At 46.0% G+C, this 19,528-nt stretch carries 11 protein-coding genes; 10 read left to right on the forward strand and 1 reads right to left on the reverse strand.

Features of this window, described 5'->3' with window-relative positions; translation table 11 throughout:
* Positions 1 to 3 precede the first annotated feature (3 nt).
* The 10 genes from treR to QNO02_RS13175 all read left to right on the forward strand — a co-directional run bounded on the left by treR (position 4) and on the right by QNO02_RS13175 (position 18,389).
* The gene (gene treR, locus QNO02_RS13130; RefSeq protein WP_091031114.1) at positions 4 to 714 is read left to right on the forward strand and encodes a trehalose operon repressor; all 711 of its coding nucleotides are present in this window, start codon (positions 4 to 6) and stop codon (positions 712 to 714) included.
* Positions 715 to 887: 173 nt separating this feature from the next.
* Positions 888 to 4,226, forward strand: a complete 3,339-nt coding sequence (locus tag QNO02_RS13135; protein WP_289392312.1) for a DUF5107 domain-containing protein — start codon at positions 888 to 890, stop codon at positions 4,224 to 4,226.
* Positions 4,227 to 4,278: 52 nt separating this feature from the next.
* Positions 4,279 to 6,618, forward strand: a complete 2,340-nt coding sequence (locus QNO02_RS13140) for a beta-galactosidase (protein WP_289392314.1) — start codon at positions 4,279 to 4,281, stop codon at positions 6,616 to 6,618.
* 409 nt (positions 6,619 to 7,027) lie between these two features.
* Positions 7,028 to 7,960 (forward strand): glycoside hydrolase family 5 protein, encoded by a 933-nt coding sequence (locus QNO02_RS13145; RefSeq protein WP_370739085.1) that lies wholly within the window; start codon positions 7,028 to 7,030, stop codon positions 7,958 to 7,960.
* A gap of 179 nt (positions 7,961 to 8,139) precedes the next feature.
* Positions 8,140 to 10,209 carry a bifunctional aldolase/short-chain dehydrogenase gene (locus QNO02_RS13150; protein WP_289392318.1) on the forward strand — a complete coding sequence of 690 codons (2,070 nt, stop codon included), beginning with the start codon at positions 8,140 to 8,142 and terminating at the stop codon, positions 10,207 to 10,209.
* A gap of 19 nt (positions 10,210 to 10,228) precedes the next feature.
* Positions 10,229 to 11,500 carry an L-rhamnose isomerase gene (gene rhaA, locus QNO02_RS13155; RefSeq protein ID WP_289392319.1) on the forward strand — a complete coding sequence of 424 codons (1,272 nt, stop codon included), beginning with the start codon at positions 10,229 to 10,231 and terminating at the stop codon, positions 11,498 to 11,500.
* A gap of 158 nt (positions 11,501 to 11,658) precedes the next feature.
* Entirely contained in the window at positions 11,659 to 13,332 is a 1,674-nt protein-coding gene (locus tag QNO02_RS13160; RefSeq protein ID WP_289392320.1) for a ribonuclease J, read from the forward strand.
* A gap of 243 nt (positions 13,333 to 13,575) precedes the next feature.
* A complete protein-coding gene (locus QNO02_RS13165; RefSeq protein WP_105598542.1) occupies positions 13,576 to 14,559 on the forward strand; it encodes a LacI family DNA-binding transcriptional regulator in 984 nt (327 codons plus the stop codon).
* A 345-nt stretch (positions 14,560 to 14,904) separates the two neighbouring features.
* The gene (locus QNO02_RS13170) at positions 14,905 to 16,380 is read left to right on the forward strand and encodes a glycoside hydrolase family 32 protein (RefSeq protein WP_289392322.1); all 1,476 of its coding nucleotides are present in this window, start codon (positions 14,905 to 14,907) and stop codon (positions 16,378 to 16,380) included.
* Between the two features lie 26 nt (positions 16,381 to 16,406).
* Positions 16,407 to 18,389 carry a sucrose-specific PTS transporter subunit IIBC gene (locus tag QNO02_RS13175; protein WP_289392323.1) on the forward strand — a complete coding sequence of 661 codons (1,983 nt, stop codon included), beginning with the start codon at positions 16,407 to 16,409 and terminating at the stop codon, positions 18,387 to 18,389.
* Between the two features lie 184 nt (positions 18,390 to 18,573).
* On the opposite strand, the gene QNO02_RS13180 is transcribed toward QNO02_RS13175, so the two are convergent.
* The gene (locus QNO02_RS13180; protein ID WP_091031094.1) at positions 18,574 to 19,473 is read right to left on the reverse strand and encodes a manganese catalase family protein; all 900 of its coding nucleotides are present in this window, start codon (positions 19,471 to 19,473) and stop codon (positions 18,574 to 18,576) included.
* Positions 19,474 to 19,528: the final 55 nt, after the last annotated feature.

Below are 19,528 nucleotides of genomic sequence, written 5' to 3' on the forward strand. Positions count from 1 at the left end.
ATAATGAATAATAAATTTATCCGGATATATGAAGATATTGCAGATCGTATTCGGACCGGAGAGATTGAGGCAGGGACGCTGCTTCAATCGGAACTGGATCTATCGGAAAGTTATCAAACGTCTCGAGAGACTATTCGCAAAGCATTGAAAATGTTGTACGAAGAAGGTTACATTCAGAAGATTCAAGGCAAGGGCTCGATTGTACTGGACATACGCAAGATCGATTTTCCCATCTCAGGTCTAGTTAGCTTCAAGGAATTAGCCAAAAAAATGGGACATCGCGCTCAAACGTATGTGAAGGTTTTCGAGGAGCAACAAGTGGATCAGGCGTTGCATAAGAATATTAACTTTGGTCTGAATGAACAGGTCTGGGCGATCAGACGTGTGCGCAAAGTGGATGGAGAGCATGTCATACTGGACAAAGATTACATTAGCCAGCGGCTTGTTCCTGGGCTCAGTAAAGAGATCTGTAATGATTCCATCTATGAGTACATTGAGCAAGAGCTGGGGCTTTCCATTTCGTTTGCCAAAAAAGAGATTTTGGTGGAAGAACCCACCGCTGAGGACAGGGAACTGCTTGACCTTGAAGGGTTCCATAATGTGGTTGTGGTGAGGAGCCAAGTGTACCTGGAGGATGCCAGTCAATTTCAGTATACGGAATCGAGGCATCGACCGGACAAGTTCAGATTTGTGGATTTTGCGCGTCGCAGATAAGTTAATCAAGAACGATCAGAGAGTACCTTTCACTGCATTATTCAGTGGATAGGTACTCTCTTTGGTTATATGGGAATCCGAAGATCGTCCATCAAGAACCGCTTAATGTCAATGTTCTTCCTGCATGTCGGAGCGTATGATCACAATATATACGAGGCCGAGGAGTGAGCGAATTGAATCACGTGACAGCGACATCAAATGTTCGCATATGGGAAGAAACCAGAGATATTCCAACCTATGGTACAGGTAAACCGGACAAAAATCCGATGTTTCTTGAAAAGAGAATCTACCAGGGGAGTTCGGGGAAGGTGTACCCGCATCCCGTGATCGACAGCATTGAAGATGATGCCAAAATGAAATCTTATCGATTAGTTATTCTCGAAAATGAATATGTACGTATTGAGATGATGCCCGAACTGGGTGGACGGATCTATCGTGCGCTGGATCGGACCAACAACTACGATTTTGTATATTATAACCGGGTGATTAAACCTGCACTTGTGGGTCTGGCAGGGCCATGGATTTCCGGAGGAATTGAATTCAACTGGCCACAGCATCATCGGCCCAACACGTTTGGCCCAGTCGATTATACATTTGACAATAATGAAGATGGAAGCGCTACCGTGTGGGTGGGTGAGATTGATCGCATGTATGGTACCAAAATGACCGCTGGCTTCACATTACATCCCGGCAAAGCCTATCTTGAAATCCATGCCGAGGTATACAATCGCACCAGCGTACCTCAAACTTTTCTATGGTGGGCCAACCCGGCTGTAGCCGTCAACGAGCATACGCAATCCGTCTTTCCACCCGATGTAACGGCTGTGCTGGACCACGGAAAACGGGACGTATCCCGCTTTCCAATCGCAACGGGCACTTATTACAAGATGGACTATTCCGAAGGTGTGGATATCTCGCGCTACAAAAACATACCGGTTCCAACATCCTATATGGCGTATAAGTCGGATTATAATTTTGTAGGGGGTTATGACCACGGGGTTCAGGCGGGTTTGTTGCATGTAGCCAATCATCATATTTCTCCGGGCAAGAAGCAATGGACCTGGGGGAACGGGGAATTCGGGCAAGCCTGGGATCGACAGTTAACGGACGAGGATGGACCATATATTGAATTAATGACAGGGATCTATACCGATAATCAGCCTGATTTTACATGGTTACAGCCTTATGAAGCGAAATCATTTTCACAGTATTTTATGCCGTATAAAGGAATTGGTATGGTCAAAAATGCATCGATTGATGCAGCGGTTAATCTGGAAAAGGATGAAACGACCGGAATGGTAACCGTGATGGTATATGCGACGTCGGTTTTTGAACAAGTGACCGTTGAAGTGATAGGTCCAACCACGGTATATCTCCATGAGAGATGTAATATCTCACCTTCGGAACTATATAAATATTCATTCCCGTGGAGCGGACAAGATGAATGGCATCAGTTGAAGTTAAGTGTTCGAAGTGCGGAAGGAAGAGTACTCGTGGCCTATCAGCCTGAACGTTCTGAGATTCAGGAAGTTCCAGATCCGGCCACACCACTCCCGTTACCATCCGAGATTCGTACGAATGAACAACTATATCTGGCTGGTCTTCATTTGGAGCAATATCGGCATGCCACGTATGAACCGGAACCTTATTATCTGGAAGGGTTGAAGCGTGATGCAACGGATATTCGTCTAAACATTGCGTATGGCACATTGCTGCTGCGCAGAGGGTTGTTTCAAGATGCAGAGAAGCATTTCAGACAGGCCGTTCAATCGCTGACGTGGAAAAATACGAATCCATATGATAGTGAAGCATTTTACCAACTCGGTCTGAGTTTGAAACTACAGGGGAAACAGGAAGAAGCCTACGCAGCACTGTATAAAGCCGTATGGTCTGCACAGTATCAGGATACGGGTTATTATATGCTTGCTCAGATCGATACAGTGTTACATCGGGAGCTGGAAGCGCTGGATCACATCGAACGTTCGCTGATTCGTAACAGTAGAAACTACAAGGCTCGGCATCTGAAGGTGTGTCTGCTGCGCAGGTTGGGTCAAGATAAACGGGCCCTCCAATATGCGTATGAAACGTTGGAACTGGACCCGGTTGAATTTGGAGCTGCACATGAATTAGTCCTGATCTACAGCGGAGCGACTGCACCTTCAGAGAGAGAACAAGCGGAGCAAGCACGTGAACATTTCCATCGTCTGATGCGAGGAGACGTTTATAATTATCTGAATGTAGCCGCAGATTACGCGGATAGTGGGTTGTGGGAAGAAGCACTGACGGTACTCTCGTATGTTGAATCCGAAAATTCACAGCCGTATCCTTTGGTTGGTTATGCTAAGGCTTACTTGTATCGTCAGCTGGGGGATGTGGAGCAGGCCCGGGAATGTCAAAGACAAGGGAAAGCTGCTCCAACGGATTATTGTTTTCCTAATACGTTATTTGAATTCATGGTGCTTCAGGATGTATTGGTAGTGGATTCGAATGATGCGCGTGCTCACTATTACCTGGGAAATTGGTTATATGATCATAAACGCTACGAGGAAGCGATCACTCATTGGGAAACTTCACGCGAGGTGGATGCTGCATATTCGACTGTACATCGGAATCTGGGACTGGCTTATTATAACAAGCTGAATCGCCCCGATCTTGCACTGGCATCATTAGAGGAAGCTTTCCGGTTGGATACACAGGATGCCCGAATCTTCTACGAGTTGGATCAATTGCACAAGAAGATAGGGCATTCCTGCGAGCATCGAATCAAATTGCTGGAACAACATATGGAGTTGGTTCACCACCGTGATGATCTGTATATCGAGTGGGTGACTTTACTGAATATGCAAGGTAGCCATCAAGAAGCATGGAATGCCCTTCAGACCCGGCGGTTTCATCCATGGGAAGGTGGAGAAGGCAAGGTAACTGGACAATATCTTACGGCACTGACAGAACTGGCGAAGCAAAACCTGGAGAAAGAACAACCTGAACTAGCAATGGAGCTGTTGCAGAAGGCATTAGTTTACCCGGAGAACTTAGGTGAAGGTAAGCTGGAGGGAGCCGGAGACAATCCAGTTTACTTTTATCTTGGCTGTGCCTACCAGCAACTGAAGAATGATCAGGCGGCAGAGGAGAATTTCCACAGAGCATCAATCGGTTTGAATGAACCGGCAAGCGCGATGTTTTATAATGATCAACCGCCGGAATCTATCTATTATCAGGGTCTAGCCTGGCAGAAACTTGGCAATGTGAAGGAAGCAAACCGACGCTTTAACAAACTCATTGACTATGCGGAAAGACATATGCATGATCACATCCGAATGGATTATTTTGCGGTATCTCTGCCCGATTTTCTAGTATTCGACGACGATCTCAATCAGCGAAATGAAGAACATTGCCGGTATATGCGGGCATTGGGTCTTCTGGGACTGGGTCGGACGAGTGAAGCCAAACTTGAGTTGGAGCGGGTACTGGAGAAAAACCCGAATCATCAAGGGGCAATCATCCATCGATAATTGATAATCGATTCTACCATATCCCATCTATATCAAAGGAGTTATATAATCCATGAACGATAGTATAGCAGGAAGCCATATTCGCTTTATATTGGACGCGGAAGATAAGGACATTCGTGCGGGTCGCATGACTGGCAGTGGCGGCAAAAGCCCACGAGGGGAATCGTATGATTTTACCAACTATTATATGACTCGTAATGCTAAACCCCATATTCCTGTGGTAGGTGAATTTCATTTCTCCAGATTCGCTTACTTACAGTGGGAAGAAGAATTACTGAAGATGAAGGCAGGCGGGGTGAGCATTGTCGCTTCCTATGTTTTCTGGAATTTTCACGAGGAGCAGGAAGGGGGATTTAATTGGTCAGGAAACCTGAATTTGCGGCACTTTGTGGATCTGTGTGGCAAGCATGAGCTGCCGCTGATCGTGCGAATTGGTCCATTCTGTCATGGAGAAGTGCGTAATGGTGGAATGCCGGATTGGCTATTCAGTTATCCAATCGAAGTCAGGTCGAACGATGAAGGATATCTGTATTACGCCAAGCGATTATACCGGGAGATTGCCCGTCAGCTCAACGGCTGTTTTTATCAGGAGGGTGGCCCTGTTATCGGGGTACAGTTGGAAAATGAGTACATGCACGCTGGCGCACCCATGGATGCATGGGGGTATACCCGCGAAAAATACATTACCTCCGGCCGGGATGGACGAGAACATCTGAAGATGCTTCGCCATATTGCCGAAGAAGTCGGTATGAAGCCGATGTTCTATACTGCCACGGCCTGGGGTAATGCTGCGGTGCCTGATGAAGGAACATTACCGATGCTGGCGGGGTATGCGTACACACCATGGATTCCCAATCAGCCTCCAAGCCGGGAGTATTTGTTCCGGGATCTGCATATGAATCCTGTGGAAGAAGTGGATTATGACAGTCTGGAGTATCCTGCTGCGTATTGCGAGCTTGCTGGTGGCATGCAGGTCAGTTATCACGCTCGGCCGGTTGTTGATGCGGACAGTGTCGAGGCGATGACCATTGTGAAACTTGCGAACGGCAGCAATCTGGTTGGGTATTATATGTATCACGGGGGGACCAATCCGATAGGCAAAAATTCATATATGAACGAGCAGGCATTGCCGAAAATGACGTATGATTACCAATCGCCACTCGGGGAATTTGGACGTGTTGGTGAATCGTATGACCGCATTCGAAGCTTGTCCATGTTCCTGGAAGCATACGGTGAGTTGCTTGCGCCAATGGGCTGTGTTATACCTGATGGTCAACAATCTATAACCCCGGAGAACACATTGGAGCTGCGTTGGTCTGTTCGGCAACAAGATGGCTCTGGATTTCTGTTCATAAATAATTATCAGGATCATGTGGCGTTGCCTGATCGAGATATACAATTGGAACTGCATACCAGCAAAGGGACTGCTTTTTATCCAAGAGAAGGAACGATGCAGTTGAAATCCGGCATGGCAGCCATTCTGCCTTTCCATATGAATCTGAATGGAATGAAGATCATTAGTGCTACCGTTCAGCCACTGACCCGATTTATGGTAAATCAGGAGCTCACGGTTGTGTTTTATACCCATGAAGGTATGGCGCCTGAGTATGTTATTGATGCAACATCTGTTACAAATGTGGATATGCCCGAAGGTACAGTATCTGAGCAGGGAAATGAGGTTGTGATACACCCGATTGCCGGCAAGGGCCATCATCTGCGAATCACGACATCGGATGGGGTGGGAATACGAATCATTACGTTGACCCGTGAAGAGGCATTACATGCCTACCGTTTCCGTGTCGGCGGAGAAGAAAGGCTTGTAATTAGCAGCAGCCATCTGTATGTACAGAATGAGATGCTCATATGTACATCCGTGGAGCAACCAGAGATGGAGGTATCCTTTTATCCGGCTCCAGAGCATGTTTCAGCTTCTAAATATGCTGTGTCATCCCAGTCGAAGCAGGGAATATTCGGTACGTACACATTCCAAGTTTCGCCTTACGAGCCTGCTGTAGAGGTTGATTATCCCAAAGAGTATGCAGCAACACTGAAATTGGACACAGCGTGGCCGGAACAAGTAGATGACGTGTGGATCGAGATTGATTATGAAGGAGACGTCGCTGCAGCACATATTCATCATCAGATGTTAACAGATCATATTCACTATGGGCACAGCTGGATGCTTGGTTTGAAGCAATCCCGTCATTTGCTGGCTGATCACGCGCTTCGTCTGTCTATAACTCCAATTCGAAAAGGGACGACTGAGAGTTATGTTAATCAGGCTTATGTGGAGCGGTTTGAGGGGGTGGAGATCGGAAAGTTTAATGAGATTTGGGTGAGACCACAGTACCGGGTTGGGGTGGTATTGGCGGGAGTTAGGGAAGACACTTAGTCTAAATCAGGGATTAAACAACAGATAAACAAGACTGAAACAAGAGTTAACTGACGTTAATAATACAGAGGGTTCTTTCTCCGAACGATTGTGAGGGGAGAGAGCCTTTTTTGCTGTGTTATGTAAAAAAAATGATTCCTAATCATGGTAAAAAGATCTTGACTGGTAAGCGTTTTCAATTTACTATAACTTCATAACCTTAACGATAAAGTTTATTTAGACTAAATAACGTAACTATAATAAAGTTATTAGTCGTTTATTTACTAACAAAAAAACTTCTATTACCAACGATTTTAGTTAACTTATTGCCTAGAGCAGGGTTAATTGAAATAAAAAAACAAATACAGGAGGTTCCAAACGAATGGTTAATCTGAAAAAGTGTACAATCTTCACGGTTATTGCTGCTCTTATGTTCATGGTATTAGGGAGTGCAGCACCCAAAGCATCTGCTGCCACAGGATTTTATGTAAGCGGTAACAAATTGTATGATTCCACAGGTAAAGCTTTTGTCATGAGAGGTGTTAATCACGGACATTCCTGGTTCAAGAATGATTTGAATACCGCTATCCCTGCAATCGCCAAAACAGGTGCCAATACGGTACGCATTGTTCTTTCGAATGGTAGCTTGTACACCAAAGATGATCTGAACGCTGTTAAAAATATTATTAATGTGGTTAACCAAAATAAAATGATAGCTGTACTTGAAGTACATGACGCCACAGGGAAAGATGATTATAATTCGTTGGATGCGGCAGTGAACTACTGGATTAGCATTAAGGAAGCTTTGATTGGCAAAGAAGATCGGGTCATCGTCAACATCGCCAACGAATGGTATGGAACGTGGAATGGAAGTGCGTGGGCTGATGGTTACAAAAAAGCCATTCCGAAACTCCGGAATGCGGGAATTAAAAATACGCTAATTGTGGATGCAGCCGGATGGGGACAGTTCCCTCAATCCATCGTGGATTATGGACAAAGTGTATTTGCAGCCGATTCACAGAAAAATACCGTCTTCTCCATTCATATGTATGAGTATGCTGGCAAAGATGCTGCAACGGTCAAAGCCAATATGGAGAATGTGCTGAACAAAGGATTGGCTCTGATCATTGGTGAATTCGGGGGATATCACACAAACGGTGATGTGGACGAGTATGCCATCATGAGATATGGTCAGGAAAAAGGGGTAGGCTGGCTTGCCTGGTCTTGGTACGGAAACAGCTCCGGTCTGAACTATCTGGACATGGCCACAGGTCCGAACGGAAGCTTAACGAGCTTTGGCAACACCGTAGTTAATGATACCTATGGTATTAAAAACACTTCCCAAAAAGCGGGGATTTTCTAATCCGCCGATGATACAGGAACACTCTGACGTTCACGTCAGGGTGTTTTTTTAATAATATACCTCAATCTATGATGACTTTTGAATATTTCCGTTTGGTTTTAAAATATTTTGTTTTCAAAATAAAACAAAGATGTTAAACTCGGATTAGGAATAAAACAAACATTATCGGAGGGAAACAAATGGTACAGAGTTTATGGAATGTATCGCAGGCATCTGAGAAAACAACAGGACTTGAGCAGTTGGTTTACCGATCTAATCTCATTGGTTCTGATCGCAGTGTATGTAACATCTACGGTGGTAATACGTCTACCAAAACGACAGTGAAGGATTTTCGTGGTCGTGATGTAGAAGTAATGTATGTGAAGGGAAGCGGCTCTGATCTGGGTTCCATGGAAGCGAAACATTTTACCGGACTTGGGCTCGAAGACATAAGGCCATTAATTGAACGTGAATCCATGTCGGATGAAGAGATGGTTGAATATCTGGGACATTGCATGATTGATGCCAAGCACCCGCGCGCCTCCATCGAGACTCTTCTGCATGCGTTCCTTCCATATAAACATGTGGATCATACGCACCCGGATGCGATTATCAGCCTGTGTTGTGCGCATAACGGCAAGGAATTGGCGAAAGAGATCTACGGTGATCGTTTTGTATGGGTGCCTTACGTACGCCCTGGGTTTACGTTATCTAAAATGATTGCTGAAAGCGTATTCTCGAATCCCAATGCCGAACTCGTACTGATGGAAAAACACGGACTTGTGACGTGGGGAGAAACATCCGAGGAATGTTACGCTCAAACGATCAAGATTATCAATGAAGCAGAAGCTTTCATCGAAGCACGGGTGAACGAAGAAAGTTTGTTTGGTGGTGTGAAACACCCGGCACTCGCCGCTGATGTTCGTCGTCAGATCGTATCACGTGTGATGCCAACGATTCGTGGAGCGGTATCGGATAGCAAAAAAATGATTTTGTCCTTTGATGATCAAGAGGACGTACTTGCTTTTGTGGGCGGAGCAGATTCCCCGGAATTGTCTCAGGTGGGTGCAGCTTGCCCGGATCATCTGGTACATACCAAAGTGGTACCTCTGTTCATCGATTGGACACCGGATGCAGAAGATATTGAAGGTTTAAAAGCCAAGCTGGTAGAAGGTGTGGCTGCCTACAAAGAGCAATATCAACAGTATTTTGAGAGCAACAAAAACGAAGGTGATGTCATGTTCGAAGCGGCACCTCGCGTTATCCTGATTCCTGGTGTGGGCATGATCAACACAGGCAAGAGCTGGGCGCTTTCCCAAGTAAGCGGAGCGTTGTATCACAGAGCCATTGCTGTTATGCGTGGAGCTACTAGCTTGGGTCAATTCGTATCGCTCAGTGCAAACGAGTCTTACAATGTGGAGTACTGGCCGCTGGAACTGTATAAATTGTCTCTGGCCCCGGCAGAAACTGAATTCTCCCGTAAAGTGGCGTTTATTACAGGCGGCGCAGGTGGTATCGGAAGTGAAACAGCGCGTAGATTGGTATCAGAAGGCGCGCATGTGGTGCTCGCTGATCTCAATCTGGAAGGCGCACAGAAGGTAGCACAGGAAATTAATGATCAGTACGGTGCGAATCGTGCTTATGCGCTGAAAATGGACGTGACCGATGAGGAAGCTGTTCAATCTGCTTATGCTGATGTTGCGGTGCAATATGGCGGAGTGGATATCATCGTGAACAATGCAGGATTGGCCACATCCAGCCCATTTGACGAAACTTCCCTGAAAGAATGGAACCTGAACATGAATGTACTGGGCACAGGGTATTTCCTCGTGGCTCGTGAAGCCTTCAAGCTGATGAAACAACAGGGCATTGGGGGAAGCATGGTATTTATCGGTTCCAAGAACTCGGTGTATGCAGGTAAAAGTGCTTCTGCTTACAGTTCAGCGAAAGCGCTGGAAGCGCATCTGGCACGCTGTATCGCAGCAGAAGGTGGAGAGTATGGCATTCGTGTCAACACGATTCTTCCGGATGCCATTCTACAGGGTTCAGCAATCTGGAACGGTTCCTGGAGAAACGAACGTGCAGCGGCATACGGAATTGAACCGGATCAATTGGAAGAGTATTATCGCAAACGGACGACATTGCTCGTGAATATCTATCCAAGAGATATTGCAGAAGGAATTGCATTTTTTGCTTCTTCGAAATCCGAAAAAACAACCGGTTGCATGATGACCATTGATGGCGGTGTACCGGCAGCATTTACACGTTAAAATAGGAGGGTTCTTGCGGATGGATAACCAAGTCAAGCAAGCGTATGAAGCAGCCAAGGCATTGTATGCCCAGCACGGAATTGATACGGACGTGGTACTGAACAAACTCGCGGAGATCAAAGTATCCGTACACTGCTGGCAAGGCGACGATGTCAAAGGTTTTCTGAATAAAGATGGGGAGTTAACAGGTGGCATTTCCGTTACAGGTCAATATCCGGGGGCTGCGACCACACCTGCAGAGCTTCGTAATGATCTGGAGCAAGCTTTTGCTCTGATTCCCGGCAAACATAAGGTCAATCTGCACGCGATTTACACGGATACAGACGAGCAGGTTGAACTGGATCGGATTGAGCCAAAGCATTATGACAACTGGGTGAAATGGGCCAAAGAACAAGGACTTGGTCTGGACTTCAACCCAACATGTTTTTCCCATGAGAAATCAAGTGACGGGTTCACGCTCAGTCATCCAGACCCTGAGATTCGCAAGTTCTGGATTGATCACTGCAAGGCGTCCCGCCGGATTGGTGCTTACTTTGGGGAACAGCTTGGTCAGACTTGTGTAACCAATGTATGGGTACCGGACGGATTCAAGGATAATCCGGTTGACCGGTTGACACCACGCAAACGTCTCAAAGAATCTCTGGATGAAGTATTCGGCGAACCACTTAACCCGGAGCACAACCTGGACGCGGTAGAGAGTAAGCTGTTTGGTCTGGGTTCGGAAGCATATGTGGTTGGTTCTCATGAATTCTATATGGGTTACGGATTGCAAAATGATACGTTGATCTGTCTTGATGCAGGTCATTTCCATCCAACTGAGGTTATTTCCAATAAACTGTCGTCCTTGTCTCTGTTTACAAGTGGCATTCTGCTTCACGTAAGTCGCCCGATGCGTTGGGACAGTGACCATGTGGTAATTATGGACGATGAGTTGCTGGAAATTGCCCGTGAACTGGTTCGACATGATCTGCTTGCGACCACACATATTGGATTGGATTTCTTTGATGCAAGCATTAACCGTGTAGCTGCATGGGTTGTGGGTACACGTAATACGATCAAAGCCCTTCTCCGAGCGATGCTCGAACCGGTGGATGCCTTGAAACAAGCCGAGTTGGAAGGAGATTACACCCTGCGTCTCGCGTTAACGGAAGAGTTCAAATCCTATCCGTTTGGCGCGATCTGGGACTACTATTGTGCTCAGCAAGGCGTTCCAGTTCGTGAAAAGTGGATCACCGATATCAAAACCTATGAACAAGACGTATTGCTACAGCGTGAAAAATCATTGGTGTAACCGTATTTATTTTTCGTATAAACCACTGTGGAATGAATATTCCATGGTGGTTTTTTTAGCATAATCACTTTGAAATGCATAAGTAAGGCGATTGCTTCCATACTAGGAATATAGATCCGTATCGCATACGTTTGTCACGCAGAGGAGGAATAATAGAGTTGAATCTAGCCCACAACAAACTGTATATCGCTGCACTTGGCGGCGTAAATGAAATAGGAAAGAATATGTATTTCATCCAGTACAATCAGGACATCATCGTGATTGACTGTGGTTCGAAGTTTCCCGATGAGACATTGCCTGGTATTGATCTGATCATTCCGGATGCAGCGTATCTGCTGGAGAACCTGGATAAAGTAAGGGGTCTTGTGGTTACCCATGGACATGAAGATCACATTGGTGGCATTCCCTATTTGTTAAAACAAATGAACATCCCGGTGTATGCATCCAGGCTCACTCGCGGGCTGATCGAGCTTAAACTGAAAGAGCATGGGCTGCTGCGCAAGGCGGACCTGCACACGATCGATGCTCACTCCAGCATTACGCTGGGAGGGATCGAGGTTTCCTTTTTCGCAACCAGTCATAGTATACCGGATTGTCTTGGTATCTTCTTTAAGACGCCAGCGGGCAATGTCGTGCATACCGGAGATTTCAAATTTGATATGTCGCCTGTACATGGACCTTTCCCAGATCTGCACCGCATGGCCGAGATTGGCAAACAGGGTGTCCATATTTTGCTCTCCGAGAGTACCAATGCAGAAAGACCCGGATTTACACCTTCTGAGCGTGTGGTGGGAGACCACATTCTGGATGCCTTTATCCGTGCAAAACAAAAAGTATTTATCTCCACATTTGCGTCGAATGTCAGCAGGGTACAGCAGATTGTGAATGCAGCATTTGAGACGGGTCGCAAACTGGCACTGTTGGGCAGAAGTATGGTGAATGTGGTATCGGTGGCCAGTGAATTGGGGTATTTGCAAGTTCCTGACGGATTGTTGATTGAAGCCATCGATTCGGATCAGTTTCCACCTGAACAAGTCGTTGTATTATGCACTGGTAGCCAGGGAGAAGCGATGGCAGCATTGTCACGTTTGGCATCCGGTAAACATCCTCACGTAAGAATTAATGCTGGCGATACTGTTATTATTGCTGCCGGAGCCATTCCGGGCAATGAACGAAATCTAGCACATGTAATAGATAACCTGTATGTTCTCGGAGCACGAGTGATATATGGTTCAAGTGGTGCAGCAGGAATGCATGTCTCCGGACACGGCAGTCAGGAAGAACTCAAATTGATGCTTACTCTGATGAAACCGGATTATCTGATTCCGATCCACGGTGAGTTCCGTATGTTGTATCAGCACAGACTGCTTGCCGAGTCCGTAGGTATAGAGCGTGATCATGTGTTTATCGTTAATAATGGGGATATGGTCCAATACAAAGACGGCACTGCTTCTTTAGGTCCCAAAGTTGCATCAGGCAACAGTCTCGTAGACGGTCTGATTATGGGTGATGTCGGCAATATTGTACTGCGTGATCGCAGGCAACTGTCTTCCGATGGCATGCTGGTGATTGTGACTACACTGAGCAAAACGGAAAAACAGATGGTCACGTCACCCGAAATTATCTCCAGAGGGTTTATATTCGTTAAGGATTCGGAAGAATTCATGCATGAGATCCATGAGCTTGTTCTAAACCGGATGGATGAGTTGACCGGGGCTGGGGTGAATCAATGGAATGTGATCAAAAGAAAGCTGAAAGACGAGATCGGTCACTACATTTACGCTCAAACAAAGAGAAGACCTATGATCTTGCCTATTATTATTGAAGTCTGAGATGTAGGAAATAGCGATCGTTCTTGTGTTAGTGATCTGAGCAAATGTGTATATGAAAGTTTAACAGCCTGATGAATGTCGGATCGTACTTCTGTATGAGCGACATTGATATCGGGCTTTTGCTATTACATCGGGAATGTACAATAGATGTGCGATAAATGGAGTTGAATCAAATTCGCCATGGGTTTGCGATTCGAAGTATAATAAAAGGTAAACTAGCTAATAGAAATAAGAGGAGTCTTTATGAATAAAACGATTTCTGATATCGCTCAGATGGCAGGTGTGGCAAAAAGCACGGTCTCTCGCTACCTGAATGGCGGATCGGTTAGTGAGGATACACGCCAGAAGATTGAGCGTATTATCAAACAATACAATTATGTTCCCAACACATTTGCACAGAGTCTGAAGGCAAAGAAGACCAGTATCATCGGTACGGTTGTGCCACGCCTGGATTCTTTTGCGACATCCCAGACATTGATTGGAATTGATGAAGAACTGCGAAGTAATCAATATCAGATGCTGATCGCTAATACGAGTCAGGACATGCAGCGCGAGATTGATGCCATCTATGATTTTGCACGACAGAAGGTGTCGGGTATTATTCTGCTGGCTGCTGAAGTGACTGAAGCACATCTGAAGGCCGTTGAGGATATACGGATTCCTGTTTTATTGGTGGGGCAACAGCATGAGCAACTGCACAGTCTGGTTCACAATGATGACCAGGCAGGTTATGAGATGGGCAGATATGTCGTCGAACAGGGTCACCGCAAGATCGTGTATATGGGGGTTAGCGAGAAGGATCGGGCGGTAGGGATCTATCGTAAACAAGGGTTCCAGAGAGCAATCGCCGAGTGTGGTGGATGTGAAGTGAAGTATTATGAGACAAGCTTTAAGATGTCTGAAGCCATCGTTACCGCTGAAGCCATTCTGAAAGAAATCACACCAACGATCATTGTAGGGGCCACAGATAATATTGCACTGGGTGTGATGAAGATTGCGTTTTCCAATAAAATCCGCATACCGCAAGATTTATCTGTTACCGGATTTGGCGGGTATGATATTACGGAGATGATTCACCCCACGCTGACAACTGTGAAATATCATTATTTGCAGGCAGGCAAAGTAGCGGCGAATCACATTATTCGTCTGGTCAAAGGCGAGTCGGTGGAGGAACGAACAACACTGGACGTAGAACTAATTCCTCGAGAAAGCGTTGACAAACTATAAAAACATCCTTTATGATAATTCCATCGAACCGGTTCCATTGCGAATATCCAATATGGATATGTGAACACGGGCAGGCATTAATGCCATATGGAATTATTTTTTTGCGTCCATTGGAACCGGTTCCTATATTTGATTTTCGTATAAGTTAAATAAGAATTAAACATTTACGGAGAGGGCAGAAAAAATCTGAAGAAACGTAGTGTTCGCCTTTATCCCCGGATTTCACCCTTTAGAAAAGGGATCAGGAAATCTGGGGATAACAGCGATCTGAGGATTGTTCTGCCATCGTAGTTTCAGTGTGAAATTTCTTGGTCTAACTTATATAAGCAAGAATGGAGAACAGCTATGAAAATGACTAGAGAGCAACGCTACAGACGAATTGAGCAAGCGGAGCCTGGAGAGATTGCGAAGCTTGAAGCACAGATATCCGTATGTCCTTGGCGACAGAGTTATCACATTCAGCCGATAACAGGTCTGCTTAATGATCCTAACGGCTTTGCATATTATCAAGGCTATTATCATCTGTTCTATCAGTGGTTTCCACTTGGAACAGTACACGGCATGAAATACTGGTATCATACCCGCTCGAAGAATCTGGTGAACTGGGAAAATGTCGGGATTGGAATTGAACCGGGTGGCAGGTATGACTCACACGGATCTTATTCCGGTAGCGCGATTGAAAAAGACGGCAAGCTGCACTTGTTGTACACAGGCAATACGAGGGATGAGGTTTGGGTCAGACACCCGTATCAATGCCTGGCAGTTATGGATGAAAACGGTTCAGTAGCCAAACTGAATGATCCAGTGATCTCATCTGTGCCAGACGGATACACGGAACACTTCAGAGATCCCAAAGTGTGGCAACAAGGGGACACGTATTATTGTGTAATTGGTGCGCAGAGAACAGATGAGACGGGATGTACAGTGCTGTATCGCTCAACAGATCTGAAGAACTGGGAGTTTCTTGGTGAAATTCGTACGCAATTAACCTCCTTTGGCTACATGTGGGAGTGCCCAGATTATATGGAGATGGACGGGAGAGGTGTACTTGTCTTTTCCCCACAAGGGTTAGATGGTACGGGAGATCATTATCAGAATATTTTTCAATCCGGTTATCTGATCGGTGAGCCGCTCAATCTCCAGACAAGAGAGTTCAATCATGGTGAATTTCAGGAGTTGGATCGTGGATTCGACTTCTATGCTCCGCAAACCATGCAGGGTCCGGACGGAAGACGTATTCTGGTTGGATGGATGGGACTTCCCGATCTGGAATATCCGACAGACGATAGTGGCTGGGCACATTGCCTGACCATTCCTCGGCAATTGTCACTCCGAGACGGCAAGTTAATCCAACAACCTGTTACAGAGATGGTGCAATTGCGTCAGCAGGATAAAGACACACATATTCGCGCAACGATTGACAATGAGAGTCGATCTTTCACTGATTTTAATGGGATTGCCTATGAGCTGATATGTGAGATAAGCCATGTAGATGCACAGGTTGTAGGCATCGAATTCCGGGCCAATGGAGCTGAAAAAACGGTTCTTTTATATGATCGAATTCAGCAGAAAGTTGTCTTGGATCGGACGATGTCTGGTACCAAGCTGGCAGAGCAGAATGGCGTTGTACGACAGTGCACACTTACTGCGGACGTGATTAAGTTCCATCTGTTCGTAGATGCATCCTCGGTCGAGATCTTTGTGAACGATGGGGAAGAGGTCTTTACCAGCCGCATTTTCCCAAGTCGGGACAGCGTGGATATTCGTTTCTTTGCACGCGGAGGCAAAGCTGATTTTGAAGCAACACATTGGCATTATTAAGTATTACGTGAGAGGAATGAGATAACATGTCGGAGAATCAACGGATTGCCCAGGAAGTCATTCATGCCATCGGGGGCAAAGAGAATATTGCATCATTTGCACATTGTGCAACACGTCTTCGCATCATGGTGAAAGATAAAGAGAAGATTGATCAGAAAACGGTCGAGAACATCGAGAAGGTGAAAGGGGCTTTTTTCAACTCGGGTCAATATCAGATTATCTTTGGTACGGGAACGGTGAATCGAATCTTTGAAGAGGTCGAGAGGCTGGGAATCGAAGGATCGTCCAAGGATGATGTGAAGAGTCAGGGGAAAAAGGAAGGAAATGCTTTTCAGCGGGCTATCCGCACATTTGGTGACGTATTTGTACCCATCATTCCCGTACTGGTAGCTACAGGTTTGTTCATGGGATTACGCGGATTACTTACCCAGAATGAAATTCTGGCGTTGTTCGGTGCAACACCGGATGATATCTCGGCCAATTTCCTGTTGTTCACTCAGATTCTGACGGATACGGCCTTTGCATTTCTGCCTGCACTTGTAGCGTGGTCCGCGTTCCGTGTATTCGGCGGAAGTCCGGTGCTTGGCATCGTACTGGGGCTAATGCTGGTCAATCCGGCATTACCCAATGCTTACGCGGTGGCAGATGGATCAGCACAGCCGCTGCATATGTTCGGTTTTATACCTGTCGTGGGTTATCAAGGATCGGTTCTGCCTGCGTTCTTTGTAGGTTTGATTGGAGCCAAGTTTGAGAAGGTACTAAGAAGACGGGTACCTGAGGCACTGGACTTAATTCTGACTCCTTTTATTACGTTGACAGTCATGATTACGCTTGGACTATTCGCGATTGGTCCCGTATTCCATTCCCTAGAAGAGTGGGTGCTGCATGGTACAACTGCCGTATTGGATCTTCCATTTGGCATCGCAGGTATTATCATTGGTTTCTTCCATCAGATTATAGTCGTTACCGGTGTGCATCACATCTTTAATTTCTTGGAGATTCAACTACTGGAGAAGACGGGATTCAATCCGTTCAACGCGATTATCACATGTGCCATGGCAGCACAAGGAGCGGCTTGTCTCGCAGTCGGTCTGAAGACCAAAAATATGAAACTCAAAGCACTCGCATTACCTTCTTCCTTGTCCGCATTTCTGGGCATTACCGAACCAGCCATCTTCGGAGTTAACTTGCGTTATATGAAACCATTTATTATGGGACTGATTGGTGGTGGTGTGGGTGGTTTTATCGCTTCCTTGTTCCATCTGCAAGGTACAGGCATGGCTGTAACGGTTATTCCCGGTACACTGCTCTATCTGAACAGCCAACTGCCGTTGTATATCTTGTCTAACGTAGTTGCCATGGCGATTGCATTTGCACTTACCTGGTTCTTCGGATATAAGGATCAACCGGTTGCAGAAGAAGCGGTGAGCCATGAAAACAGTGGAGTAACATCAACTGAAGTTAAAGCAGAGGAATCTAATCCGCGTATTAATTCAGTTACCGATGCCGTTACAAGCAATCGTCCTAAGGTAGATTTTCTCGAAATCTCTTCGCCAATGAACGGTACCGTCGTTGCTCTGGAGCAGGTTCCTGACCCGGCGTTCTCGGAAAAACACATGGGTGAGGGCATTGCCATTGAGCCATCAGAAGGTAAGGTGTATGCACCGTTTGATGGTGTCATCGCACACGTCATGAACAAGAGTAAACATGCGGTTATTCTGGAGCATGAGACAGGTGTACAGATGCTGGTTCATATCGGAATTAATACGGTTGGACTAAAAGGAAACGGTTTTACCGCACATGTGAATAGCGGAGATCGTGTAACTGCAGGGCAATTGTTGATTGAATTTGACATGGATGTCATTCAGGCTGCGGGTCTGCCAGTGATTACACCTGTGTTGATCCCAAGTGGAAACGAAGCGATAGCAACTGTTACAGCGACTTCAACAGGTCATGTTCAAGCCAATGGGGAAGCGGTACTTGTAGTGAAATTTACTGAGCCACAATAGAGGCGTGTAAAGGGAAGCGGGTAGAGATGTATCTCTCCCGTTTCCCTTTTTTGTGTGCGCGATAAGAAATCAAAGAAAACAGATCATCAATAATCTAATTAAACAAAGAGTTCCAGCACACAAGGTATCACCATTTTAAGTTGATCCAATCGACGCCCTATAAAAACAATTGTTAATCGTGATCCTACAGACCAGCGTGACGTTTCAGTCGCTCTGCAATCTGCATTAGATCTTCCGCGGATATCCCTGGCGCAAATTCTTCCGGCAGATCAGGCAGCTCAGGTACTGGCCCTCCATACCCCGGCAAGCCGGCAAAAGCCTCCAGTTTACCGCCATCGGTTGGGTGTGTTCCTTTCCAAATCTGAGCAATGCCCTGATAATCTTTGTCGCTGAACGTGTACAGCCTGCGATGTTCTCCCATCGCTTCCCATTTTCTTGTCGTTTCAAAAGCTTTGTTATCCAGTCGAGGAATAGGGAACATCTTCGTTACATCCACACCCGTTGCAATCTCCAATGCTTTGGCATACGCCAGAACGTGCACACCTCCACGTACAAGCAGATAACCAGTCATTTCTCGGGCTGTCTTGTTGTCCGTCATTTCGTAGACTCTCATTTTGTGAGTTCTGGCTCCGCATTCAAGAAAGAAATTATGCAACAGATCAAAGATCAGATTGCCACTGCTCACGACATACGAACCATTCCAGGGTCTTCCCATGGAGTCATAAGGGAGCGCTGTCTGAGCAGATTCGATAAAGTGTGACGTCATCCGTGCGTCTTTACCAACACGCAGTGGTGTGGAGTCTGGGTCACCTGGTGATGTTGAACCTTCAAGCATCAGGTTAATCGTATTGGCGACAAGTTCGACATGGCCGAATTCCTCCGCGGTAATACTTGCAACAATGTCATAAAAGGGACGCAGCTTGGATCTGCCTCTGAAATTAAATGACTGAAACATATAGTTATTTAATGTTGACATTTCCCCGAACTTTCCACCAAGCAACTCCTGAACTGCACTAGCTCCATTAGGGTCCGGATTATTGGATATGGGTAGTTCGATGGCAAGACGGTCTACACGTTTAAACATGACATTTCCCCCTCAATCCTAGTTAGTGTAAAGGTATGAAGGGGCACTTGTACGT

The sequence above is a fragment of the Paenibacillus sp. PK1-4R genome, assembly GCF_030369595.1.
GTDB lineage: Bacteria > Bacillota > Bacilli > Paenibacillales > Paenibacillaceae > Paenibacillus.